We start from the raw sequence: 25,022 nt of genomic DNA on the forward strand, positions 1-25,022 counted from the left end.
CAAATTTGCGGACCCGATAAAAGCGGAAATTCCTCTGTTGCCGGTTCGGGCATCCCGGGCAGTTCCGGGCTAGATAAAAGTATTCGTTCGGTAAGGGTCAAAAATGGTGCGTTTTGAGTGGTTTCATCGCCAAATGAAACCGATAAGCCATTGTTTTCTATCGATTTACTCATGGCTGCCACCGATGGCTACGGCGAAATCGGCTCCAAAAATCGGTCCGCTGATTAAAAAATCCCTGAATGAGGGGGATGCGGGTCCGGGCGCGACCGGCCTTTCCGACTTTTGACCCGCCCCCCTCATTGCTTTACCTCGCGGTCGGTTGCCATCCGTGCTTGCGCTCAAGCGGTGACGATCAACTGGCAAGGCAGGCGCTGCTGGTCTCGGCGCTGGCGGCTTTGGCCTCTCGGGCAGGCCTTCCACATGACGATATCGCTTAAATTATTTCCCTCTGGGTAGGTTGAACCCTTCGGAGAGAACAAACAATCATGACAGGCTATTTCGGCACGCCGACGCGATGAGCAGCATAGTCTCGTCGTTCATGCCATTTTGGAAAAGTCCGACAAGATCCTGCCCGCAAGCCCCTCGTCTCGCCCTCGCTTTATGTCTGGATCACGCGATGCGTTCAAGTCTTGCATCACCAAGCCGTCGGCCAAAATCAGGCGCCTGCTGATCATGGGCGCTCCTGCGAGCGCGGCCTTCAATCTAGGCTGCTGAGTGGACCAAGGTTGGAATAGGGGTGCGACGCGGCTTCCTGCGGTTGAAATAGTCTATAAAATCGAGGGCAGAGACCGGTTTCGAGAAGAGCCAGCCCTGTCCGTAACCAACCTCGTGCTCGACCAGGTAGTCGAGTTGCTCCTTCGTCTCTATGCCCTCGGCCACAATCAGCAGGTTGAGCGCTTTCGCCATTTCGATAATGTGTAGCGTGACTGCGCTCGTAGCCGTGTCTTTGCCGATCGTATCAACGAACGATTTGTCGATCTTAAGGGCGTCGAGGGGAAGCTTGGCAAGGTACTGGAGGCTCGAATACCCCGTGCCGAAATCGTCGATCGCGACTGCGTGACCAAGCGCTCTGGCTCGAGTGATCGTATGAACGGTAGGCTCCAAATCGAGGCATCCCCTCTCGGTTGCCTCAAGCCAAATCTGCGACGGTTCGATACCTGTCCCAGTCATTGCCGACTGCAGCACATCAAGAACGCGCCCCGTCTTCATGTCCACAGCGGCAAAGTTGATTGCGATATGGAGGTCACGGTTCTCTATCAGTGCGACGCCAAAATCGGCGATGACACTGGCGATGACCTGATCTGTGATCGGAAGAATCAGACCTGTTTCTTCGGCGAGTGGAATGAACAGGTCTGGCCGCACCATTGAGCCGTCGGGACGTCGCCACCGCACCAATGCTTCGGCTCCGGTGCAGGCACCAGTCTTGAGCTCCAGAATTGGCTGGTATTGGACCACAAACTCCCTATTCGCGACTGCGAGTGCAAGTTCACCTTCAGGGGACAAACGCTTGCGTGAGAAATAGACGACAATCCCCACTATGATCGCCGCCATTCCTGCACCGATGGGCAGCATAAACAGGAGTTCGCGCCAGAGATGCCGGCGCGTCTGGGCGCGGGGCAGCGCCGCTGCAGCCTGCCATTCGCCGTGCTTTGCGTAGGCTACGATAAAGTCATCGCCGAATGAAGATTGGCGCGCCTGATCGAAAAGGTTCCTACCCGCGTCATCATCAGCAACAACAAGGTTTCCGCTCTCATGAGCCACGGCCAGCTTGACCTGTGGGTCGCCGATGACATCGAACATGCGCATCGGGTCGACCAGCACGTTGTAGCTGCCGAGTTGGACAGCCATCATCCGTTTGCCACGGGTGACACGTGGACTCATGTCTGTCGTGACCTCGATATCACCTTTGGTTCTGAAGGTTCCTGGCTCCAGGGCGACGTCGACAGTCGTCGGCCCCCAGGACGTGCAGCGAAGTTTGCCCGCTTCGAAATATCCGATTTCGTCGACGGCTCGTGCGTTCATGGTAAGGCGGCGCATCTCGGCGATGTGGTCGGAGGAGCACGGAATGTATCCGGAGGCACTTATGGTACGAAGCACCTGGGTCGCCTGATTGAACATGAAAACGGTTCTATCGATCGCCTGATCGGCGAGTTGGCTCAGCCGTTCCGTGTCATCTGCCACGGCTGCTTGCCACGAGAGATAGACCGCGCCTGCTATCGGGACCGCGGTACCGAGTAATCCAAGTCCCACGGCGACAAAAATGACGCTTCTTGGGTGCATCGATACCGACCTCCCGCCGTAAGTCTGCGCCAACAAGCTTAAGAATACAGAAAACAAATAGCTAAATTCAGCGAGCCAGCCTGGGGCACGTTTTCGATTTGCGTTCCGGAGTCCGGCGCGAGGGTCCGTTTTTGAGCGCACAGCGACGCTGGTCTCAATGTCCGACATGAGAGAGCATCGCTGACCGACAGCTTTGGGCCGGAAGCGGAATGACGGCTTTTGGCGTCCGAAGAACGATAGCGGACGTTCCGCCGGTGGGATCATGCTCTGAAGCTGACCCGATGCAGACCTTTGCGTCGATCATTCGGAATAGCCGCAATCGAAGTGACCATTCGCAACCGCGCAAACAGTCTCCCCTGACAGCGAGGTGCTGGCGGAACGTTTTGCGCTCGCTACCTACGCAAATTGGGCGTATCGTGGCATATCGTCTGTTGCTAATACATGAGCCAGCGACTGAGAGCGCAAGACTCTCGCATTGGATTAGGCGCGCTAGGTTCCACAACTACTAGTTGCGCCCATGGACCATCTGCCTCCGCCGAAACCTCTTTTGCTCGGTTCCGGCCAGAAGTGCCGTTTGCGATTCGGAAGTGGAGCGTACGGATGCAGATCATGCATACCCGCCGCCGATTCCTGGCCGGCGCTGCAATGGCAGGCGCTGCCGGTATCGTCGGTCTTCCAGGGTCACTCCACGCGGAACCCCCGTTGGAAACGACCACGGTTCGTCTGCCGCTGTGGGTCGGTAGTTCCTACTGTTGGGCAGGTGCGTACATCGCCGGAGAACTGATGCGCGCCGAGGGTCTTACCGATGTCCGCTACGTAGAAGGCGACAAAAGCGTCAACCAATCGGTGTGGATCGCACGCGGTGAGACCGATTTCTCCGTGAACTTTGCGCCGAACCAGGTCGCGTCGATCGCCGCCGGCGCGCCGATCAAGGTGCTGACCGGGTTGCACTCCGGATGCCTCGAACTGATCGCCAAGGAGAGCATTCGCAGCGTCACGGATCTGCGGGGCAAGAGAGTGGGCGTGAACGGTTTCAACAACTCGCGGCACGTGTGGCTGTCCCTCATGTCCGCCTATGTCGGGCTCGATCCAGTGAACGATATCCAATGGGTCTTGACTAACGACGTCAAGCCGACGGAACTCTTCGTCGAAGGGAAGATCGACGCGTTCCTCGGGACGCCGCCCCAGCCGCAGGAGCTGCGCGCCAAGAAGATCGGCCACACAATCCTCAACAATGCCGTCGACCGCCCATGGTCACAGTATTTCTGCTGCATGATCTCGGCCACGACGGACTACGTGACAAGATACCCGGTGGCGACCAAGCGGGTCTTGCGATCCATCCTCAAGGCCGCCGACCTCTGCGTGTCGGATCCGGAAGGGGTGGCGCGGCAGATGGTCGATCGCGATTTCGAGACCAGCTATGACTACGCGCTCCAAACTCTGAAGGACATTCGGTACGACCGCTGGCGGGAATTCGATCCAGAAGACTCCTTGCGGTTCTACGCACTGCGCATGCAGGAGACGGGCATGATCAAATCGAGCCCGCAACAGATCATCGCCAACGGAACGGACTGGCGCTTTCTCGACGAGTTGAAGCATGAGCTGAAAACCTGATCCCATTTTTCTCAAGGGGAGACGTGGAGATGCAAATCATCCAGAGCCGCCGGCGCTTCCTGGCCGGCCTTTCGGCAGCCGGCGCCGCGAGCCTCGTTGGGGTCCGGCAATCGCTCTCCGCAGAGCCACCGCCAGAGACGACGCGGATCCGGCTCATCCGGCTTCCCAGCATCTGTCAGGCCCCCCAGTATGTAGCCGAAGAACTGCTGCGCAGCGAAGGGTTCACCGAGGTGCACTACCTCCAAAAGAGGGGGACCGCAGACATCGCGCCGGCCCTCGCCTCTGGTGAAGCCGACCTCAGTGCGCATTTCGCCGCCCCGCTCCTTCTCCACCTGGAGGCTGGGGATCCCACCGTCATCCTGGCTGGACTCCACGTCGGCTGCTTTGAGCTGTTCAGCACCGATGGCGTGCAATCGATCCGCGACCTCAAGGGGAAGACGGTGGCTGTGCCGTCGCTGGATTCCGCCCGATACGTCTTTCTCGCCGCTATGACGGCGTATGTGGGCCTGGACCTCCATAAGGACATACACTTCGTCACGCATCCGGGCCCCGAGTCCATCCGGCTCCTCAGTGAGGGGAAGATCGACGCCTACCTGGGCTTTCCCCCCGAACCGCAGGAGATGCGGGAGCAGCAGATCGGCCATGTAGTGATTAGCAGCACCGTGGACCGGCCCTGGTCGCAATACTTCTGCTGCATGCTGGCTGGGAACCGGGAGTTCGTCCGCACGAATCCGGTGGCCACCAAACGCGCCCTCCGCGCCATGTTGAAAGCGGCGGATTTTTGCGCCAGCGAGCCGGAGCAATCCGCCCAGTTCTTGGTGGAGCAGGGCTATACCAGGCGCTATGACCATGCCCTCCAGGTCATGAAGGCGATCCCCTACGGTTGGCGTGAGTATAGCGCTGAGGACACCCTGCGCTTCTACGCCTTGCGCCTCCACGAGGTCGGGATGCTCAAGAGTACCCCCCAGAAGCTCTTGGCCCAGGGCACCGACTGGCGTTTCCTCAACGAACTGAAGAACGAGTTGAAGACGTAGGCAATCGCCGACACGCCGCGCGCCCTATCGAGGAAGGAGAGGCTTATGCAGATCATCCAGAACCGCCGTCGCTTCCTGGCCGGTGCTGCGGCAGCAGGCGCTGCAGGTCTCATCGGCGCAACGACTGACGCTTGGGCCGAGGCACCCCCCGAAACGACCTCCGTCCGCTTGCCGCGGTGGATCGATGGTGCCTACTGCTGGGCGGGGATGTACCTGGCCGGAGAGCTCCTCAAAGCGGAGGGCTTCACCGACGTCCGCTACGTGCAGGGCGACGAGAAAGTCGATCAGGCGGTGTGGATTGCACGCGGCGACACGGATTTCAGCATGAATTACGCGCCGGTCCATGTCGCGTCGATCGACGCCGGCGTGCCAATCAGGGTGCTTGGCGGCTTGCACTCCGGGTGCCTCGAGCTGATCGCCAACGACAGCATCCAAGGCATCCCGGACCTCAAGGGCAAGCGGGTGGGCATGCACGACATCGATGCGCCGTCGCGCGTGCTGGTCGCCCTGATGGCCGCCTATATCGGACTGGACCCCGTCAACGACATCGATTGGGTCCAGGAAAGCAAGCCGGTGGAAGCCTTCGCCGACGGGAAGTTCGATGCATATCTCTTCACGCCGCCGGAGACGCAGCAACTGCGCGCCAAGAAAATCGGCCATACGATCCTCAACACGACCCTCGACCGCCCTTGGTCGCAGTACTTCTGCTGCATGACTTCGGCCGCCGCGGACTACGTGGACAGATACCCGGTGGCGACCAAGCGCGTGCTAAGGGCCATCGTCAAGGGCGCCGACCTATGCATTTCGGATCCCGCATGGAGTGCAGCGCAGATGGTCGATCGAGGTTTCGTCCCCAGCTACGAAATCGCGCTGCAAACGCTGAGCGACACGCGGTACGACGTCTGGCGGGACTACGATGCTGAAGCCTCGATGCGCTTCTACGCGCTGCGCATGCACGAGACGGGCATGATCAAGTCGAGCCCACAGCAGATCATCGCCGATGGAACGGACTGGCGCTTCATCGAGGAGTTGAAGCGTGAGTTGAAAATCTGAGCCTGCTTTGTCCCAGGGAGGAAGCGTGACATGCGGAGCATCCAGAATCGACGCCGTTTCATGGCCGGCCCAGCGGCGGTCTGCGCCGCAGGCCTCGTCAGCGTGCCGACATCGGCTCATGCCGAGCCGGCACCGGTGACCACGACAGTGCGTCTGCCAAGGACGTTCCGCGCCCTTTGCGAAAGCGGGTATTGAAAGGCTGACAAGGAGGAGTGACCCCATGCCAATTATCCAGAACCGCCGCGGCTTCATGGCCGGCCTGGCAGCCGGCACCGTGGGTATTGTCGCAACCCCGAGATTGGCGTTTGCCGAGCCGGAGCCCGAGACGACCAGTGTCCGGCTGGGGCGGTGGGTCGGAGGCGCCTACTGCTGGGAGTCGCTCTACCTAGCTGGCGAACTGCTCCGCGCCGGAGGCATGACCGACGTGCAGTACGTGCAAGGTGATCAAAAGTACTTCGACAACAGCCAATGGATTGCAGCGGGTGAGACGGACTTCGACTTCAACATGCCGCCGATGCACATCCGCAGCGTCGAGGCCGGGGTGCCCGTCAAGATCCTGGCCGGCGTGCATTCCGGCTGCTGGGAGTTGCGGGCGAACGATCGCGTCAACAGCGTTGCCGACCTAAGGGGCAAGCGGGTGGGGGTCTGGGCGATGAACGACCACCCGCAGGTGTTTCTCCAACTGCTGATCAACTATGTCGGGCTCGATCCCAACCACGATGTTGAGTGGGTAGTAGGCGTCCAGGAGAACGGCTCGCTCATGCAGAAATTCATCGACGGCAAGGTCGATGCCTTCCTGGTAGACACCAGCCAATACTCCGAGGTTCGGAACAAGAAGGTAGGTCACACGGTCTTCAGCAATCTTATCGACCGTCCCTGGTCACAGTATTTTTGTTGCATGCTCGCCGGCCGGACCGACTATGTCGATAGGTATCCGGTCGCCACCAAGCGCGTGCTGCGGGCCATCCTCCAGGCTGTCGAATTCTGCGTGTCGAACCCGAAATCGGCCGCCCGCGCGGTGGTCGATCGAGGCTTTCTGCCGAGCTACGACGTTGCGCTGACCACTCTGCAGAACACCGGGCACGACAAGTGGCGGGAATACGATGCTGAAGACTCGGTGCGCTTCTACGCGCTGCGCCTCCTGGAGACGGGCATGATCAAGTCAAGCCCGCAGGAGATCATCGCCAAAGGGACGGATTTCCGCTTCTTCGAAGAGATCAAGCGCGAACTGAAGACGTGAAAGGCGCAGCGCGAAGGACCGCTGAAGGGGAGAACGTCGTGCACATCATCCAGAATCGCCGCCGCTTCATGGCCGGCATCGCGGCGGGTGCCGCGGGATTAGTCGCAGCCCCGAGGCTGGCGCTCGCCGAGCCGGCGCCAGAGACGACGAAAGTCCGGTTGCAGGTGTTCACTAAGGTCTCGGTCTGCCAATCGCCGATGTATGCGGCCACCGAGCCACAGGAGGTCCTGGACCGCGGCACCGACTGGCGTTTCCTTAAAGAGCTCAAGCGCGAGATGAAAACGTGAGCCGCTGGCCGACGCGCGCGTTGCTGCTCCTCGCCCTCGTCGCTGAGCCTGCGCACACCTCTGCGCACGAAGCGTCAGCGCACGCCGGAGACAGCGAGCGCCTGCCGATGATGGGCGCTGCACCGGATTTCACGCTGATATCGCAGGACCACAAGCGCGTGTCGCTGCACGACTTCCGCGGCAAGGTGGTCGCCATCGCCTTCATCTATACGTACTGTACCGACGTCTGCCCCATGCTGACCGCCCATATGGCCAGCGTGCAGGAGAAGCTGGGCTCTACGTTCGGATCGAAGATCGACTTCGTTTCGATCACTGTCGACCCGGAGCGCGATACGCCCGATGTCTTGAAGGAATATGCGCAGAATTTTGGGGCCGATCATAACGGCTGGTCGTTTCTTACCGGTGATCCGGCGGTCGTCCATGAGGTGGGACGGAAATACGGGGTCATCGCGACGAAGGCGGCGAACGGAGAGGTCGACCATACCTTGTTGACGTCGCTCGTAGACCCCAATGGCATCTTGCGAGTACAGTATCTTGGCGTCCGGTTCGACTTGGAGGAGTTCCGGGATGACCTTGTCAGCCTCTTGGACGAATCCAAATAGCATAGCGAACCGGCTCGTTGGCTGGGTTGCCCGGCTGCCGGCGCGCGTCCAGACCAAGCTCTTGATCGCGTTCCTGTCGATCGTCGGCCTGCTGATCGTGCTCGGGGCCGTCGGGTTGCAGGTGCTGAGTGGGGTCAATGATCAGACCAACGAACTGATCAAGCTGCAGCGCAGGATCGCGGCCTACCGCCAGGTACAGCACGATACGACCACCCAGCTCTACGGCATCTCCACCGCCCTGTTGCTTCAGGACGACCGGATGCTGGATGCTGCGCTGCGCCAGCTCAATCAGTTCGGCTACGACCTCGACCGCATGGAGTTCGTCGCCAAAGCCGAGGTGGAAGTACTTGGCCAGGTCAGGCAAGAGTACGAACGGCTGACAGCCGGGGTGACGCACGTAGCCGAACTCGTCCACGCCGGCCGCACTGAGGAGGCGCGCAAGGTTCAGCTTGATGAAATCATACCGTCGGCCGATCGCCTCGAACGGCTGACAAACCAGCTGGTCAACATCGCCGAAGCCGACATGGTGGCAGCCATAGAAACGACCGAGGGTGCGTACGGCACGTCCAGACTGATCGTGTTCTCGTTTGCGGTGGGCAGCATTCTGCTGGCGCTGGGGCTCGGCTACATCATCTCCTGGTCGTTGATCGAACCGGTCAAGAAGATCGAGACGCGTCTCAGCCAGATAGCGGCCGGTGACTTCGCCCAACACGTTGCCGTCGCCAATCGCGACGAACTTGGAGTGCTCGCCGCTAACGTCAACCACACCTCCGACCAGCTGGGGCGCCTGTATCAGGAGATTGAGACGCGCACCCAGCAGCTCGACGAAGCACTTCAGCAGCAGACAGCCACTGCAGACGTTCTGAAGGTGATCAGCCGCTCTACCTTCGATCTGCAGGTCGTGCTCGATACGTTGGTGGAATCGGCTGTCAGGCTCTGCCGTGCCGACAAGGGTGGTATCGTGCAGTTGCTGGATGGCGTATTCCGCTATGTATCGACGCATGGCTACCCCCCCAGTTTCCGTGCTTATGTCGACGCAAATCCATTTCCAGCGCTTGCCGCAGGCCGAGGCTCCGCCGTAGGGCGCGTAATCGAAGAACGGCGGATCGTGCAAATCGAAGACGTGACCGCTGATCCGGACTACCGCGTTGCTTTGATCGCTGAGGCAGGCGGATTCCGCACCGTCCTCGCTGCCCCGCTCTTGCGGGAAGGTGATCTCATTGGCGTATTCGTCATGACGAGGGTTGAGCCGCAACCCTTCAATCCCAAGGAGATCGCACTTGTCGAGACATTCGCCGACCAGGCCGTGATCGCCATCGAGAATGCGCGGCTCTTCGAGGCGGTGCAGTCACGGACGCGCGAGCTTGCCGCGTCTGTCGGTGAGCTCGAGGCGCTTGGTGAGGTGAGCAAGGCGGTCAATTCGACGCTGGATCTCGACACGGTGCTGAAAACGATCGTCGCCAAAGCGGTCCAGTTGTCAGAAACGGATGCTGGCACCATCTACGTGTTCAGCAGCACGCGGCAGCAATTCCTTCCGCGCGCGAACTTCGGTATGAGCGATGAGCTTATTGCCGCAGTCTCACACCAGACGATCGGGCTGGCCGACATGGGGATCGGCGACGCACCCGGGCGCTGCATGCCGGTGCAGTTTCCTGACCTCAGCCAGGAGACCTCATCCTTCCTTGTAAGAAAGACGATCGTCGAAGCCGGATATCGCGGTATCCTGATCGTTCCGCTGCTGAGGCCCAACAAGATCGTCGGTGCACTGGTCGTCAGGCGCCACAAGCCAGGTGCCTTCCATGAGCAAGTTGTCCACCTGCTGGAGACCTTCGCAGCCCAATCGGTGCTCGCGATCCAGAATGCCAAGCTGTTCCGCGAGATCGAGGAGAAAGGCCGGGAGTTGGAGGCAGCTAGCCGCCATAAGTCCCAGTTCCTCGCGAATATGAGCCACGAGCTCAGGACACCGCTCAATTCGGTCTTGGGCTTCACAGAACTGCTGGTCGACGGCATCTACGGCGAACTCCCGGACAGGGCAAAGACGACCGTCGCGCGCGTGCAGGCAAACGGCCGTCACCTCCTCGGGCTGATCAACGACGTACTCGACCTTTCCAAGATCGAAGCCGGCCAGCTCTCGCTGGCGATCGAGGACTACTCCGTCGCGCAGATTGTTCGATCGACCGTTGCGGCTGTCGAGCCGCTGGCGCGAGCGAAGGGTCTTGAGCTTTCAACCACTGTTGCCGAGAAACTTCCGATAGGCCGCGGGGACGAACGCCGTTTGACGCAGGTCCTGCTCAATCTCGCAGGCAATGCCGTCAAGTTCACCGAAACGGGTGCGGTCGACATTCTTGCCGATGCGGTCGACGGGCACTTCGAGATCACCGTCCGAGACACCGGTCCCGGCATCGCGTCCAAGGACCAGGCTCTCATCTTCGAAGAATTCCAACAGGTCGACAATAGCAGCACCAGGCAGAAGGGTGGCACAGGTCTTGGCTTGGCGATCTCGAAGCGCATCGTCGAAATGCATGGCGGAACCATAGACGTCGAGTCCGTGATCGGGTCAGGGGCGACATTCCGTCTCAAGGTACCAATCCGGGTGAATGAGGACATGAGGGCCGCATGAGCAAACGAATCCTGATGGTGGAAGACACCGAGGACAACCGCCAGATCATCCGCGATCTCATTGCCACCACCGAGTACGAACTGATCGAGGCGGCGGACGGCGCCGCCGGCATCGCTGCGGCCGGAGCGCACAGGCCAGACCTGATCCTCATGGACATTCAGCTGCCGGTGATCGACGGATATGAAGCTGCCCGCCGCATCAAGGCCGATCCGGCGCTGCGGCACATTCCGATTATCGCCGTCACCTCCTACGCGTTGTCGGGCGACGAAGCGAAAGCCCTTGCTGCCGGGTGCGATGGCTATATTGCCAAGCCATTCAGTCCGCGCCAGCTGCTTTCCGAGATTCGCGGGTTCCTTTCTTGAGGGAGGCAGCGCCTTGCACGATCCGCCACGCATTCTCGCGGTCGACGATACTCCGGAAAACCTCGAAATCCTGCGCATGCGCCTTGAGGCGAACGGCTACGAAGTTGCAACCGCCGCCGATGGTGAAGAGGGGCTTGCGAAAGCCCGCGAACTCACGCCGGATCTGATCCTGCTCGACATCATGATGCCGAAGCTCGACGGCATTAGTGTGGTACGCATGCTCAAGCAGGACACCTCCCTGCAGGCGATTCCGGTCATCCTCGTCACCGCGAAGGCCGACACGCGCGATGTGGTCGAGGGGCTGGACGCCGGTGGCGACGACTATTTGACAAAGCCCTTCGAGCACCAGGCGCTGTTGGCGCGGGTGCGCTCGATGCTGCGCCAGAAGGCGCTTCACGACACTGTCGCGAGCCAGGCCAAGCGCCTTGAGGATCAAGCCGCGCAACTTTCCGACTGGAACCGCTCGCTCGAGCAAACCGTGGCCGACCAGGTGACGGAGCTCGAGCGAATGGCGCGGCTCAGGCGGTTCCTGCCCGAACAGGTCGCCGACCTTATTGTTGCGGCGGGCAATGGAGACGCGCTTTTGCAGAGCCACCGTCGCGAGGTGACCGTTGTCTTTTGCGATTTGCGCGGCTTTACGGCCTTCGCGGAGACCGCAGAACCCGAAGAAGTCATGACGGTTCTTGCCGAGTATCATTCCTGTCTTGGTGAACAAATCGTCCGCCACGAGGGAACTCTCGAGCGGTTCGTGGGCGACGGTATCGTCGTGGTTTTCAACGATCCACTGCTATGCGCCGACCACAGCGAGAGAGCCGTCTCGATGGCTGCTGCGATGCGCGACGCGATTGATGAGCATTCAGAACGCTGGCGCAAGCGGGACTATTTGCTGGGCTTCGGGATCGGCATTGCCAGGGGCCACGCAACCATAGGGCGCATCGGTTTTGATCAGCGCTCGGACTATGCTGTCATTGGCACGGTGTCGAACCATGCCGCCCGATTGTGCGAGGAGGCCAAATCCCGCCAGATTCTCGTTAGCCAACGGGTCCTCGGCGCTGTCGAGTCGATCGTCGAGTCCGTTCTTGTTGGCGAACTGACGCTGAAAGGTTTTCGCCGCCCGATGCCGGCCTATGAAATCGTGCGATGGATCGGTCGGCCAAGCTAGCGACGCACGCTGGTCTCTTTCGCACGATGCGGCCCATCGAACCGTCGGCACAAAGCAGCCCGGCCACCGATCGATCTCGCAATCTCCGCAACCGGGAGAATGCGGTCGTTCCGCAAGTACAACCAATGGCCGCCTCTGGCGCAACGCGCCTTCTTGCCTGTTCGCTCGGATGTCCACTTTTGGGATGCCGCTATGGCCTGCTCAACTACCGAGATGCGGCGCAAAGCTGCCGTTCGGCGGCCGACCATGGGAATTCGAATTTGTTGCGCGCCGCTAGGCCAGACTATTGGAGAGGGTAGAGTTCGCCTTATTCAGGTGTTCAAAGAACAGGGTTAGCTCGTCCGGATCCATGTGCACGATATGCCTGTCTTCCGGATAGGCGCCGCTGTTGACGTCGGCGACATATTCCGAGAACGCCGCGATGCGCTCCTGTTGCAGCCGGTCGTACTCGGCGGCGAAGTTGCGGTAGACCTTTGAATGGCGCGGCATATGCCCTCGATTGGTGCCGAGTATATCCTCGGCAAACAGATACTGCGCGTCGCAGCCCGTGCCCGCGCCCATCGACAGCATGATCAGCGGCGTACGTTCGGAGATCGCTTTCGCCACTTCTACCGGCACCACCTCGATCTCGGCGCCGATGGCGCCGGCGGCCTCCAGCTGCTTGACCGCCTCGAACACCTGCATGGCGGTGTCCGCGGTCTTGCCGACGGCCTTGAAGCCACCGGTCCAGGTGGCGCGGGACGGAATGAGCCCAACATGGCCGATGACAGGTATCGCGTCGTCGGCCATGCGCTTGATCGTGGCATAGCCGGCGCTGCAATAGACGGCGTCGGCGCCGGCCTTGTAGAGCCGGAACGACCAGCGGACGAAATCGTCGGCCGTGCCGATCTCGAAGAAGTTGACGCCCGGCATGGTGAAGAGGCTCGGCGCGGCATCGCGATATTGCGGATTGAGCACCAGCTCCGGCGGCACCGAGACGATGTCGATGCCGACGCGCTCAGCGGCCTCCGCTTCTTCCAGCGTTAGCACGCGCAGCATGGTCAATTGCCGCTTGCCCTTCATGGCGCGCAGATCGGCAACGGTCGGTCTCTTTCGGCTCATCGGTACATCCTTGTCTATTGGGTTTCAGCCGATCTCGATCATCACCTTACCGGCCTCGACCTTGACCGGATAGGTCTTGAGGTCGACGCAGACCGGCGCACCCTTGGCCTGGCCGGTCCTGTAGTTGAAGCGGCCATTGTGTTTGGGGCATTCGATGATGTCATCCATTACCAGCCCGTCGGCGAGATGCGCCTTTTCATGCGTGCAGAAACCGTCGGTCGCGAAGAATGCGTCGTCCGGCGAGCGATAGATCGCGAAAGTGCGACCGCCATGGTCGAAGCGGATCACATCCTCCTCATCCACGTCGTCGACCGCGCATGCTTCAACCCATTCCGCCATGTCTTTCTCCGGTCATCTCTCTGGATTGGCGCGCGACGCCTATTCGGCGGCCGCGGCCGTTATGTCGAGATCGTGGAACTCGCCGCGATAGGGCTTGGCCGTCGGCGGCAGTTCGCGCTTAAGATAGTAGTCCTCGTATTTGAGCTGCCTGAGCAACACGGGCCAGACCTCGCGATAGGCGTGCCACATCGACGGGTTCGGCAGCGGCAGATCGTGCTTGATCAGCTCATGCAGCTTCGGCAGCGCGTGATAGGGCACCATCGGGAACATGTGGTGCTCCACATGGAAGTTCATGTTCCAGTAGATGAAGCGGCTGATCGGGTTCATGTAGACGGTGCGCGTGTTGAGCCGATGGTCGGTGACGTTGTCGGCCAACCCGATATGCTGCAGCAAGCCGGTCGTCACCATGTGCCAGGTGCCGTAAAGGCGCGGCAGGCCGATCAGGACCAGCGGTATCCATGATCTGAGCGCGATCGCGACAGCGATCGTCGCGGCATACACGACCATATGCCAGCGCGCCGCGATCACCGCCTTGTGCTGCTCCATCTCCGGTATGTAGCTCTTCTCGTCGTCCGACAATGTGCCGAAGGCCTGGCGCACCAGCGTCGGCAGCGAATAGCGGAAGTCGAGGATGCCGGTAAAGGCCAGTGCCGCCTTGATGAGGTCAGGCGGCCGCATCACCGCGATCTCGGCGTCGCGGCCCACGATGATGGTGTCGGTGTGATGGCGGGCATGGCTCCAGCGCCATTGCACCGGATTGCGCATCAGCATGAACGAGGCGATGTGATAGACGACGTCGTTCATCCAGCGCGTGCGGAAGGCCGTGCCGTGGCCGCATTCGTGCCAGCGCGAGTCGCTCGACGAGCCGTAGAGCACGCCATAGACGAACAGGAACGGCACGACCCACCATGTGCCCCATAACCAGACGATGCCGGCCGCCGAGCCCAGGATCGCGACGATCCAGATGGTGGTGTCGCGGATCGCCGGCCCGTCGGAGCGCTGCATCAGTTCCTTAATGGTCTTGCGCGCCACGTCGGTGTGGTACCAGTCCGCCGAGGCGAGCCCGGTCTCGATCGCTGTACGTGTGCTTTCGCCGACAAGGCTGTAGTCCCGCTTCTTTGCCATCGTCACATCGGCCTCCAATCTTCAAGCGGCGCTGGCAATCCGGTCCGCCGGCCGGAGGGCTTGCTATGGATGTTCGTCACGCTCATGCCCCGCCCGCCAGTCTCGGGAAATTGCCGGAGGGCTGAGGATAATCCTGCTCGGGCTGGCGGGCGATGGCCACGATCCTTCGTTCCGCATCGGCAATCGCATCCTTACCGTCGAGGACGCGGAACACCGCGTCATAGGCACGGGTCTCGTCGTGCTCCAGCCAGATCATCTCACCACGCTCGCGCGCGGCAAGATTGCCGAGCACATGGTGTGTCGAGGGCTCGATGCCAAGCGCATACTGCCCGGCCTGGAAATTCTGCCACTCGTAACAACAAGGGAACTGGTCCTTGCGGGTGACGACCTCGAAGCCGAGGCCGAGGCGGTCGTTGACGACGGCCACCGGCGCCTCGCCCCTGGCGTCGGCGCCGAGCTCATGCTGCCAGACCTGCTCGCTGAAGCCGAGCTGTGGCTTAGGCATGGTGCGGTAGCCGACCTTCTGCGCCTCGTAGCGCTCGCCGGCATGCGCGGCCCACACCACGTCTCGGATCGGTGACAGATAACGCGAGCCCTCGTCGAGCAAGGGGTGGCCGACATTGACGTGGTAGAAATACATATGCGGCGTTCGGTGGAACCCGTGATTGACGACACTGTCCGAGAGCCGGATCTCGCTGCCGCCGACATCGGCTTCGATGCGGCGGATGAGGTGCAAATCCTCGCCGAAAACGCTTGCCTGCTGGACGACCCCTTCCGCCCACAGCACGCAGCGGTCGCCGTCCCAGCTTTCCCCGTAGCCGGTGAGCCGCGCGGGGATAGTGCCGATGCGCCCATGCAGCGAATGCGTCACGGTCTTGCGTCCAGGATAATTGTAGTTTTCGGCCGGAACTTCGCAGCGGCCAAGAATGTGGTCGAGACCGCAGGTGACCAGCAGCCCGGAGAAGGACCGCCCCCAGGCAAACCCCTCCTCGCCTTCATAGTCATGCAGCCCCGGGTGGCGAAAACCGCTCGGCGAATGCCAACCGATCGCCTGGCCCTTGTATTCGCAATCGGCGATGTCGAGCGCCCGGTCGACGAGCGCGGTGAAGCGCAGGCCCGAGCCGGTGCGGAACTCCAGCATGCGAATGCCGCGCTCCACCCCGTCGCCGAGCGTCATCAGCCGCACGCCGGCAAATTGCGACAGCATGCCGGAGCGTTCGGCGAGCTGCCGGCGCGAAAGCGTCTGACCGTAGAGCTTCACCATGCCGTCACTGCGCTCTTTTCATCAGGGCCGACAGGTCGGCGCCGGTTATCAGGCTTTCCACCGTAAGGAGGTCGGTGCCAGCGACCGTCTGTTCGGCGACGATCTCGCCGCGGCGCATGACGATGATGCGGTCGGCGACCTCGAACACATGGTGGATGTTGTGGGTGATCAAGAGCACCGAATGCCCGGCCGCGCGCATCTCTTTGACGAAGCGCAGCACGCCGTGCGTTTCCTCGACGCCGAGATTGTTGGTCGGCTCGTCGAGGATGATGACCTTGGCGGCGAACTGCATGGCGCGCGAGATCGCGATCGACTGGCGCTCGCCACCGGAAAGCGTTAAGACCAGTGCGTCGGCGTCGAGCTTCTTCGAGATGCCGACGCGCTTCAGCAGCGCTGAGGCAGCATTGCGCAACTTGGCGAGATCGAGCGGCGCGAAGACGCCGAGCCATTTGAGATTGACCGGCTCGCGGCCGAGGAACAGGTTGCGCGCGATGCTGAGGTCCGGCGCGAGCGAGGTATCCTGGTGGATGGTTTCGATGCCGAGGTCCATCGCCTCGCGCGTCGAGCGGATGGAGACCTTTTCGCCGCGCACATAGATATCGCCGCGATCGATGGGGAAGACGCCGGATATCGCCTTGATCAGCGTCGACTTGCCGGCGCCGTTGTCGCCGAGCAGCGCCACCACCTCGCCCTCCTTGAGCGTCAGCGACGCGTTCTTCAGCGCGCGCACGCTGCCGAAGGATTTTTGCAGATTCTGCAGCCGCAGCACTTCCTGCATCATCATCGGCTCCTTGCGGCGTTTTTCTGCAGCAGAGCGTGCAGGATGAGCATAGCGAGGATGATGACGCCGACGAAGATGTTGTAGGCGAGCCCAGGCACGCCGACGAGCACGATGCCGTTGCGGATAGCGCGCAGCATCAGCGCGCCGACGATGGTGCCGAGGATCGTTCCGCGGCCACCGGTCAGCGCCGTGCCGCCGACCACGACCATGGCAATCACTTCCAGTTCGTAGCCGGTTCCCGCCACCGGCGAGGCCGCCGAGATGCGGAAAGCGCTGATCATGCCGGCGAGGCCGGCAAGCACCGAGGTCAGGATGAACAACCAGATTTTGACGGCGTCGGCCGGCACCCCCCGCGCAACCGCGGCGTTGCGGTTCGAGCCGATGGCGCTGATCCAGTTGCCGAGCTTGGCGTAGCGCAGCACATAGACCGCAAGCAGGGAAAGGCCGACAAACCACCAGAGCGAAGTGTAGAATCGGAATGCGCCGATGTTGAAGCTGCCGGCGAGCAGCGTGACGATAAAGCCCGGCTGGTCCCATGACTTCAGCGGAAAGCCCTGCGTGATGTATAGCGCAACGCCGCGCACGATGAGCAGCATCGACAGCGTCACCAGGAAGGACGAGATGCCGATCTTGGTGACGATCATGCCGTTGATAGCGCCGATAGCGATGCAGAGCAAAAGTCCCGCCAGCAGCGCCACGCCTATATCTACACCGGCATTCTGCACCAGGAGCATCACCACCACCGGCGCCAGGCCGAACACCGCACCGACCGACAGATCGAACTCACCGGCCGTGAGCAGCAGCGTCATGCCGAGTGCGATGATGCCGAGTTCCGGCAGGAACGCCATCATGTTGGAGATGTTTAGCGGCGATAGGAAATTGCCGTCGGCGAGCGCGAACACCGCCAGGAGCACGATGAGGATGACGAAGGAGGAGAATTGCGGCGAGCGCATCAGGTTCGACCTGCCTTTCGCGCGCCCTGCGCCGTCTTCCACGGTGATAGCCATGACTTGTTGAACCATGCTTTGTGAACAGCGCCAGCCGCGCGCGGCAGGCGCTGACTTCCTCACTTCTTGTCGTAGAGCTTGAGGATCGGTTCGACGCTTGAAGCGTCGTACAGGCCGAATGTGTGGATGTCGTAGCCGATAGGCTCGCCCGAGGCCGCGAGACCGAGCAGCGCGACCGGCATGAAGCCTTGCGCCGAAGGATACTGCCAGGCGGCGGCGTTGACGAACCCGTCCTTGACCGCCTGCGCCGTCTCCTTGGAATTGCCCCAGCCGATAACTGGGATCTTGCCGCCCGGGATACCAGCGCCGTCGAACACCCGCTTGACGCTGGCCGCCACGGAGTCGCCCAGCGCGATGATCGCCGGTGGATTATTGGCGACCATGTAGTCGGTCATCTTGGCGATGATGCCCGCCGGATCGGTACCACAGTCGACCACGTCGTACTTGATGCCGAGTGGATCGAAGACGCTGGCGATGCCTTCTGTCTCGAGTTGCTGGTAGCTGGCGCCGGGAACCTCTACCGGCAGGAACACCTTGTCGCCTTGCTTCACCATCTTGTGGTCGACGAGATACTTCGCCCAGATGGCGCCGGCTTCCTTGAGGTCTGCCCCGACATAGGCCTGACGTCCGGTCGCCGGATCGTCGGTGTTGAAGAACACGATCGGAATGCCTGCGGCCTTCGCCGCCTTCACTTCCTCGGTCCACAATCCAGGCTGCGCCGAGGTGGTGGCTATGCCATCGGGCTTGGCGGCGAGCGCCGAATTGAAGGCTTCCTTCTGCGCCGCCATGTCGCCGCCGCTGAAGGAGATCTTGCAGGTGACCTTGAGCTGATCGCAGGCCTTGGTCGCGCCGGCATTCCAGTCGATCCAGAACGCGTCGGACGGGCCGCCATGCGACAAGAGGTAGAACGTCTTCTGGCCGTCCGCGGCTTGCGCGGCCGAGCCGAGGGCAACGCCGGCAAGCACGGTCGCCGCGGCCGCCAGCTTGAATCCAAACTTCAACATCTCGTTTCCTCCACTGCGTGTCGTTGCGAATGCAGGCGCCGCTCCCAAACCGGCGGCGCCTTGCGGTCTCAGAGCCCGTTGGCGCGGAACTTGTCGTCGAGGAATTTCTTGGCGCGCGGAACGTCGTCTTCCGACAGATGCTCGATGATCACCGGAATGTTCGGGTTCTTCTGCGCAAGCCGCTGCAAATAGAGGTCGTAGTTCAGCGAACCCGTACCGGGCGCATTCAGCACCATCTCGCCGACGCCGCGGAAGGTGTGCGAGGCCAGCGCATCGTCATCGCCGATATCGGCGTGCTTCTCGCTTTTGTCGTCACCAGCGCGCGCGACATCCTTGGCGTGCGCGATCTTGACCTTGTCGGCCAGCGTGTCGAACACCTGGTTCAGCACCTTGTCCATCTGGTCGATGTTGTGGCTCTCGAAGTAGTTGGTCGGGTCCATCAGCAGGCCGAGACCGGGATGGTCGACCTGCGCGAACATGCGCACCGTTTCTTCGACCGAGCCGACGACGTTGTTGACGTAGGTTTCGAGCAGGAACATCGAGCCGTGGTCGTAGGCTTCCTGCGCCAGTTCGGCGATCACCTTGCGGCACATTTCAAAGCCCTCTTCGGACTTGTTCTTGGGATCGCTCATCCACTCGCTCTCGGTGTTGTAGGTGCCGGTTTCCGAGATCACATAGGCCGAGCCGAGTTGGCGGGCGTTGCGGATGATTTCCTTCAGCCGATCGACATTCGCCTTGCGGTGCGCGAGGTCGGGATGAATGACGTTGGTGTAGCCCGAGATGCAGCAGATCGGCAGGTCGTAGGCACGAAACGTATCGCGGACTTTCTTGGCCTTGTCCTTGGTGATCTGGCCGGCCGACAGGTCGATATCCTTGAAGTGCAGGTCGAGCTGTACGGTGTTGAAGCCGTGGCCGCGAATTTTCTTCGCTGTCTCTTCGAGCCCGTAGGGAAAGTATCCCGTGAAGATTCCGGATTGCATCATGGTGTGAAGTCCTCCCTGTAAGCGATTCAGTTGATTCAGTTTGTCGAGATTTCGGAAAGCCTGACCGTGCGGCCCTTGTCGATCGAGCGGTAGCCGGCTTCGACCAGCGCCATGGTCTTGACGTTGTCGGCGACCGACAGCGCCGGCGGCGTGCCGGTCTTCACCGCGTGCTGCAGCTGCTCCATGACGCCAATGAAGGCGTGCGGGAACCACATCGTGTCCCAGCTGGGCGTCACCCATTTGCCGTCGGTGGTTTCGGTCGAGGCGTAGGTCAGCGTCGAGGCGGAGCCTGTCGGCCAGCCGATCGTGCCCTTGGCGACACCCTTGGTGCCGTCGACGCGCCAATTGATGTGCTGGTCGTCCTTGTAGCCATCCTGGCGCGGACCGGACCAGACATCTTCCAGCGACACCGCGAGCACGCCGGAGGGAAAGCGCAGCGTCGACACGGTGATGCCGTCGGAATGGTCGAATTTTGTGCGCGGGTCCTTGCGCGTCAGAGTGGTGATCTCGTCGGGATCGCCAAACAGAAAACGCAGCACGTCGAGATGGTGCACGCTCATATTGGCGAGCGTCAGCCGGTCATAGTCCTCGAGAAAAGTCTGCCAGTGCGGGATGGCGTGCATGTCGATCTGCGCGAAGACGATGTCGCCCAGCGCGCCGCTGTCCATGATCTGCTTCAGGACACGCATCGACTGGTCGTAGCGCATGTTCTGGTTGACCGAGAGGATCTTGCCGGCCTTGGCCGCCGCGTCGCGCAACTCGATCGCATCCTCGAGCGACAGCGCCAGCGGCTTTTGCGCCAGGATCGCCTTGATGTGCTTCTGCTTCAGCGCATGGCGGATCAGCGCCGGCTGCTGGTCCGGCGGAAAGGCTAGGTCGATGATCTCGACATTTGTGTCCTCGATCAGCTGTTCCGGCGTGTCGTGGACGGTCGGAATGCTCCAGCGCTTGGCGACTTTCTCGGCGCTGGCCTTGGTGCGCGAGGCAATCGCCACCACAGGAAAGCCGGCCTCCTTGTAGGCAGCCAGATGGCATTCGGCCATGATCATGCCGGCGCCGACGCAGCCGATCCGGTACTCCTTCGTGCGGACCTTCACGTCCGGCTCAATGCCATTGTTTGTCATCTGGTCCTCCCGAAATTCTTCTCTGAGCGTCGCCGTCACCGTGCCAGCGCTCCCCCGCTCTGTCCGAAATAATGCACGCGAGCCGGCTCGCAGGATATCGCCACCATCGCGTCCGGCCTGATGTCGGGCTGACCGCGCAGCAGTGCCCGCAGGCGCGCCTGGCCGGCGGCCAGCGTCACCACAGTATAGCCGCCGAGCGGCTCGACCTCGAACACCCGCGCCGGGCGGCCGGCCCCACCATCCGACCATGGCCCGACCTTGATGTCTTCCGGCCTGAGCCCGATCTCGACTGCATCGCTAGGGGCCTTTGTATCAGCAATGCGGATCGCGCCTTCCGCCGCCTCGACGCCGCCGGCGCCGTGCACCGATTTCAAAATGTTCATCATCGGCGAACCGAGCAGCCTCGCCACGTAGGTGCTCGCCGGCCGGTCGTAGATCTCGGACGGCGCGCCGATCTGCCGGATCTTTCCATTCTCCAGGATGGCGATGCGGTCGGCGACCGACATCGCCTCTTCCTGGTCGTGGGTGACATAGATCAGCGTCTTGCCGAGCTCGCGCTGGATGCGCTTCAGCTCGACCCGCGTCTCCTCGCGCAGCCGCGCATCGAGCGCCGAGATCGGATCGTCCATCAGATAGGCATTGGGGTCGCGCACCAGTGCACGGGCGATTGCCACACGCTGCCGCTCGCCACCGGAAAGCTGCGCCGGCGGCTTGTGCAGGATATGGCCGATATGCAGCTTGGCGGAGACATCGGCGACCCGCTTTTTGATCTGCAGCTCGGCAACCCCGCGTTCGACCAGCGGGAAGCGTACATTGTCGACCGCGCTCATATGCGGGAACAGCGCCAGATTCTGGAACACCATGGCGACGTTACGCTCGGCAGGCGACACCGCGTTGACCGGCTTGCCGCCGATCAGGATCTCGCCCGTATCAGGCGCTTCCAGCCCGAGCACCAGCCGCAGGATTGTAGACTTGCCCGACAACGGCGGCCCGAAGAAGCAGAAGAATTCATTGTCGTTGACCGTGAACGAGGCATCGTCGACGGCCAGTGTCTTGCCGTAGCGCTTGGTCACATTGCGGAAGACGATGTCGGCCATGGTCTCAGTCTGCTTTCATGGCGCGGCCGGTGGCGGCGTCGAAGATGCGCACCGACTGCGCGGCCGGCGCGAGGATAGCGGTTTGCCCGATCGCCAGGCCGACATCATTGTCGAACACCGCCTTCACCGCGCTCTCACCCTCGCCAAGATGAACTATGGTGCGGGCGCCGATCCGCTCGACGAACGTCACCGGCATCGACAGGCCCGGGCCATGCTGCACCAGTGTCACCTGCTCCGGGCGAAAGCCGTAAAACACTTCGCCACTGGCTCGGCGCACTGAGGCAGCGATATCGTCCGGCAGTGGTGGCGTCGCGCCAAGCGGGCCGAGATCGACAACCAGGCCGCGATCGCTTTCCGCCAGAAAACCCTTGAGCAGGTTCATGCCGGGCGCGCCGATGAAGCGGGCGACGAACAGGTTGGCCGGATTGTTGTAGACTTCGAGCGGCGTGCCGACCTGCTGCAGCACGCCATGGTCCATGACGGCGATGCGGTCGGCCATGGTCATGGCTTCGAGCTGGTCGTGGGTGACATAGACCATGGTCTGCTTGAACTGCCGCTGCAGCTGCTTCAACTCGGTGCGCATGACAGCCCGGAACGCGGCGTCGACGTTGGACAGCGGCTCGTCGAGCAGGAAGATCGCCGGCTCCATGATCGCCGAGCGGCCGATGGCCACACGCTGCAGGATGTTGACGGACAGCCGGTCGGCCTTGCGGTCGAGCAGCGGCGTCAGCTGCAGCATCTCGGCAATGGCGCCAACGCGGCGGTCGATCTCGGCTCGGGCCGCACCGCGCATCTTAGGTCCATAGCCGAGGTTCTGGCGCACCGTCATATGGGTGAAGATGGCATAATTCTGGAACACGAAGCCGACGCCGCGCCGGCCCATCGGGACGCCGGCCATGTCGCGCTCGCCAAACAGGATCTTGCCGCCGGTTGGTTCCTCCATGCCGGCGATCATGTTCATCGTCGTCGACTTGCCGCAGCCCGAGGGACCGAGCAGCGCCATGAACTCGCCGTCGGCGATGGCCAGGTCCATGGTCTTCAGCGCGGCGAAGTCGCCGAATTTCTTGACCAGGTTCTGCAGATGGATGGCGCTCATGCCGGTATCTCCGATGTGCGCGCCATGCGCTTCATGGCAAAGACAGCGGCGATCGACAGCACGACCAATATGGCCAGTGCGATCGCCGCGACATAGCCCCAGATCAGGTCCTGCGTGGTGAGCTTGTAGATGTAGACGGAGATGGTTTCGGTGGCGACGCCGGGACCGCCGCCGGTCATGATGTAGAGCGTGTCGAAGATCTTGAAGTTCTCGATCACCCTGATCGCCATCGCGATGATGATGATCGTCTTCATCTTAGGCAGCACGATGGTGACGAAGCGCTGCCAGGGATTGGCGCCAAGCAGCGTCGCAGCCTTGATCTGGTCCTCGGGCACGCCGACCAGGCCGGCCAGCAGGATGAGGAACATCAGCGGCGTCCACTGCCAGATGTCGGCGACCATGACCGCGAACATGGCCAGCGTCGGATCCGACAGCCAGGCGATGGTCACCGGGGAACCGGTGAGCGACGACAGGATGTCATTCACCGGGCCGCCGGACTGGAACAGCATGAAGAACATGTAGCCGGCCACCGCAGGCACCACCATCATCGGCATCAGCAGGATCGAGTAGAAGATGCGCTTGCCCGGAAACTCGTCGGCAAACAGCGTCGCCAGCGCCAGCCCGAGCAGGAATTCCACCGGCACGCAGATGATCATGACGATGGCCGTGCGCTTCAGCGCGCTCCAGAACCGCGCATCGGATGCAAGGTCCGCGTAGTTGGCGAAATTGTTCCACATCGACCAGGCATTCCACCAGCCGAGGCCGGACAGCGGCGACCAGTCGGTCAGGCTGACGTAGAGCTGCATCAGCAGCGGGAAGACCGCGATGAACAACACCAGAATCTGCGCCGGCAGCGTCAGCCGGAAGCCGAGCTTTGCGCCATCGTCCCGCTGGGCCGGCTTTGCCTGGACGGCGTTCATGTCGTCCTCCGAAATCGTTGCAGTCACCGCGCTCATTGCTTGAGCGCCCCGAAGGTCAGGCCGCGCACCAGATGGCGCTGGATGGCAATGCCCATGATGACAGGCGGCACCGCGGCGATCAGGCCGAGCGCTGCCTTGGCGCCATAGAGCTGTCCGGTCATCGAGGACGACAGCGAGGCCATGTAGACGGGGATCGTCACCCATTCGCGCGTCGTCAACAGCAGCGCGATCAGATAGTCCGACCAGTTGAGGATGAAGACGAAGAGCGCGGCACTCGCCAGCGGCGCGCGCATCATCGGCAGCGTGATGCGGGTGAAGACGCGCCACCGCGAACAACCCTCGACCAGCGCCGCTTCCTCGATCTCGCGCGGCATGTCGTCAAAAAAGGTCTTCATCAGCCAGAAGGCGAAAGGCAGCGTGACGATGCCGTAGATCAGCGACAGCCCCCACCAGCTGTCGGTGAAGTTGAGGAAGGCCCACATGATCATGACAGGCGTCATCACCGCCATCGGCGGAAACAGCCTGAGCTGGATCAGCGCCAGCGGCAGGTTCTGGCCCGAGCCGAAGCGCGACAGCCCGTAGGCGGCTGCGGTACCGGCCGACATGGCGATCGCTGTTCCGAACGTGGCCGACAGCAGCGACGACAGGATCGGTTTCAGCGCGTTGCGGTCAAGCGCGACGATCAGATTGTTGGTGGACTCGCCGAAGACGAAGCGAAAATTGCTGAGCGTCGGGTTTTTCGGCCACCATGTCAGCTCGGCGCCGGTTGCCGACCATTCGGCGATCGGCTTGAACGCCATCGACACCATCCACAGAATCGGGATCAACGTCACCGCCATGGCCGCGGCAATCGCGGCATAGCGGAATATCTCGAAGGGAGCGGAACGCTTCATCTGGCTGCTTTGCTGGTGGCGTCGTTTACCTGAG

General features: G+C 61.8%; 23 protein-coding genes. 9 read left to right on the plus strand and 14 right to left on the minus strand.

All coding sequences use genetic code 11. The features are described 5' to 3' along the window. Positions 1-702: 702 nt before the first annotated feature. Positions 703-2,280 carry an EAL domain-containing protein gene (locus AC1DZ8_RS00835; protein WP_477306714.1) on the minus strand — a complete coding sequence of 526 codons (1,578 nt, stop codon included), beginning with the start codon at positions 2,278-2,280 and terminating at the stop codon, positions 703-705. Between the two features lie 600 nt (positions 2,281-2,880). On the opposite strand from AC1DZ8_RS00835, the gene AC1DZ8_RS00840 reads away from it, so the two are divergent. From AC1DZ8_RS00840 to AC1DZ8_RS00880, 9 genes are all read left to right on the plus strand, one after another. Then, positions 2,881-3,894 carry an ABC transporter substrate-binding protein gene (locus AC1DZ8_RS00840; RefSeq protein WP_477306716.1) on the plus strand — a complete coding sequence of 338 codons (1,014 nt, stop codon included), beginning with the start codon at positions 2,881-2,883 and terminating at the stop codon, positions 3,892-3,894. 29 nt (positions 3,895-3,923) lie between these two features. Continuing rightward, positions 3,924-4,928 carry an ABC transporter substrate-binding protein gene (locus tag AC1DZ8_RS00845; protein ID WP_477306718.1) on the plus strand — a complete coding sequence of 335 codons (1,005 nt, stop codon included), beginning with the start codon at positions 3,924-3,926 and terminating at the stop codon, positions 4,926-4,928. 45 nt (positions 4,929-4,973) lie between these two features. Then, entirely contained in the window at positions 4,974-5,981 is a 1,008-nt protein-coding gene (locus tag AC1DZ8_RS00850; RefSeq protein WP_477306720.1) for an ABC transporter substrate-binding protein, read from the plus strand. A gap of 220 nt (positions 5,982-6,201) precedes the next feature. Beyond that, positions 6,202-7,221, plus strand: a complete 1,020-nt coding sequence (locus tag AC1DZ8_RS00855) for an ABC transporter substrate-binding protein (RefSeq protein WP_477306722.1) — start codon at positions 6,202-6,204, stop codon at positions 7,219-7,221. A gap of 38 nt (positions 7,222-7,259) precedes the next feature. Continuing rightward, the gene (locus AC1DZ8_RS00860) at positions 7,260-7,508 is read left to right on the plus strand and encodes a twin-arginine translocation signal domain-containing protein (RefSeq protein ID WP_477306724.1); all 249 of its coding nucleotides are present in this window, start codon (positions 7,260-7,262) and stop codon (positions 7,506-7,508) included. Then, positions 7,505-8,110: an SCO family protein gene (locus tag AC1DZ8_RS00865; protein WP_477306726.1), complete on the plus strand. Its 606-nt coding sequence runs from the start codon at positions 7,505-7,507 to the stop codon at positions 8,108-8,110. Before AC1DZ8_RS00860 ends, AC1DZ8_RS00865 begins: the two co-directional genes overlap by 4 nt. Then, the gene (locus tag AC1DZ8_RS00870; protein ID WP_477306728.1) at positions 8,076-10,730 is read left to right on the plus strand and encodes a GAF domain-containing protein; all 2,655 of its coding nucleotides are present in this window, start codon (positions 8,076-8,078) and stop codon (positions 10,728-10,730) included. The genes AC1DZ8_RS00865 and AC1DZ8_RS00870 overlap by 35 nt, the downstream gene beginning before the upstream one ends. After that, the gene (locus tag AC1DZ8_RS00875) at positions 10,727-11,092 is read left to right on the plus strand and encodes a response regulator (RefSeq protein WP_140762002.1); all 366 of its coding nucleotides are present in this window, start codon (positions 10,727-10,729) and stop codon (positions 11,090-11,092) included. Before AC1DZ8_RS00870 ends, AC1DZ8_RS00875 begins: the two co-directional genes overlap by 4 nt. 13 nt (positions 11,093-11,105) lie before the next feature. Continuing rightward, positions 11,106-12,254, plus strand: a complete 1,149-nt coding sequence (locus AC1DZ8_RS00880; protein WP_477306731.1) for a response regulator — start codon at positions 11,106-11,108, stop codon at positions 12,252-12,254. A 273-nt stretch (positions 12,255-12,527) separates the two neighbouring features. Here the strand turns inward: AC1DZ8_RS00880 and AC1DZ8_RS00885 are convergent, their stop codons facing one another. From AC1DZ8_RS00885 to AC1DZ8_RS00945, 13 genes are all read right to left on the minus strand, one after another. Continuing rightward, positions 12,528-13,355, minus strand: a complete 828-nt coding sequence (locus AC1DZ8_RS00885; protein ID WP_477306733.1) for a 3-methyl-2-oxobutanoate hydroxymethyltransferase — start codon at positions 13,353-13,355, stop codon at positions 12,528-12,530. A 24-nt stretch (positions 13,356-13,379) separates the two neighbouring features. After that, positions 13,380-13,694 carry a MocE family 2Fe-2S type ferredoxin gene (locus AC1DZ8_RS00890; RefSeq protein WP_477306735.1) on the minus strand — a complete coding sequence of 105 codons (315 nt, stop codon included), beginning with the start codon at positions 13,692-13,694 and terminating at the stop codon, positions 13,380-13,382. A 39-nt stretch (positions 13,695-13,733) separates the two neighbouring features. Next, positions 13,734-14,819: a fatty acid desaturase family protein gene (locus AC1DZ8_RS00895; protein ID WP_477306737.1), complete on the minus strand. Its 1,086-nt coding sequence runs from the start codon at positions 14,817-14,819 to the stop codon at positions 13,734-13,736. An 82-nt stretch (positions 14,820-14,901) separates the two neighbouring features. Then, positions 14,902-16,083, minus strand: coding sequence for an aldose 1-epimerase family protein (locus AC1DZ8_RS00900; RefSeq protein ID WP_477306739.1), 1,182 nt, complete (start codon positions 16,081-16,083; stop codon positions 14,902-14,904). 4 nt (positions 16,084-16,087) lie between these two features. Then, positions 16,088-16,864 (minus strand): ATP-binding cassette domain-containing protein, encoded by a 777-nt coding sequence (locus AC1DZ8_RS00905; RefSeq protein WP_477306741.1) that lies wholly within the window; start codon positions 16,862-16,864, stop codon positions 16,088-16,090. After that, positions 16,864-17,871 carry an ABC transporter permease gene (locus AC1DZ8_RS00910; protein WP_477306743.1) on the minus strand — a complete coding sequence of 336 codons (1,008 nt, stop codon included), beginning with the start codon at positions 17,869-17,871 and terminating at the stop codon, positions 16,864-16,866. Before AC1DZ8_RS00910 ends, AC1DZ8_RS00905 begins: the two co-directional genes overlap by 1 nt. A 59-nt stretch (positions 17,872-17,930) precedes the next feature. After that, positions 17,931-18,875, minus strand: coding sequence for a sugar ABC transporter substrate-binding protein (locus AC1DZ8_RS00915; RefSeq protein ID WP_477306745.1), 945 nt, complete (start codon positions 18,873-18,875; stop codon positions 17,931-17,933). 68 nt (positions 18,876-18,943) lie between these two features. Further along, positions 18,944-19,858, minus strand: coding sequence for a sugar phosphate isomerase/epimerase family protein (locus tag AC1DZ8_RS00920; RefSeq protein WP_112560262.1), 915 nt, complete (start codon positions 19,856-19,858; stop codon positions 18,944-18,946). 35 nt (positions 19,859-19,893) lie between these two features. Further along, the gene (locus tag AC1DZ8_RS00925) at positions 19,894-20,982 is read right to left on the minus strand and encodes a Gfo/Idh/MocA family protein (protein WP_477306748.1); all 1,089 of its coding nucleotides are present in this window, start codon (positions 20,980-20,982) and stop codon (positions 19,894-19,896) included. Between the two features lie 35 nt (positions 20,983-21,017). Beyond that, the gene (locus tag AC1DZ8_RS00930) at positions 21,018-22,079 is read right to left on the minus strand and encodes an ABC transporter ATP-binding protein (RefSeq protein WP_477306750.1); all 1,062 of its coding nucleotides are present in this window, start codon (positions 22,077-22,079) and stop codon (positions 21,018-21,020) included. Between the two features lie 4 nt (positions 22,080-22,083). Next, positions 22,084-23,175: an ABC transporter ATP-binding protein gene (locus AC1DZ8_RS00935; protein ID WP_477306752.1), complete on the minus strand. Its 1,092-nt coding sequence runs from the start codon at positions 23,173-23,175 to the stop codon at positions 22,084-22,086. Next, positions 23,172-24,131, minus strand: coding sequence for a carbohydrate ABC transporter permease (locus AC1DZ8_RS00940; protein ID WP_477306753.1), 960 nt, complete (start codon positions 24,129-24,131; stop codon positions 23,172-23,174). Before AC1DZ8_RS00940 ends, AC1DZ8_RS00935 begins: the two co-directional genes overlap by 4 nt. Next, on the minus strand, positions 24,128-24,988 hold the full coding sequence (locus AC1DZ8_RS00945; protein WP_112560257.1) for a carbohydrate ABC transporter permease: 861 nt from the start codon (positions 24,986-24,988) through the stop codon (positions 24,128-24,130). Before AC1DZ8_RS00945 ends, AC1DZ8_RS00940 begins: the two co-directional genes overlap by 4 nt. Between the last annotated feature and the right edge of the window lie 34 nt (positions 24,989-25,022).

It is taken from the genome of Mesorhizobium sp. P2_F7 (assembly GCF_056403695.1).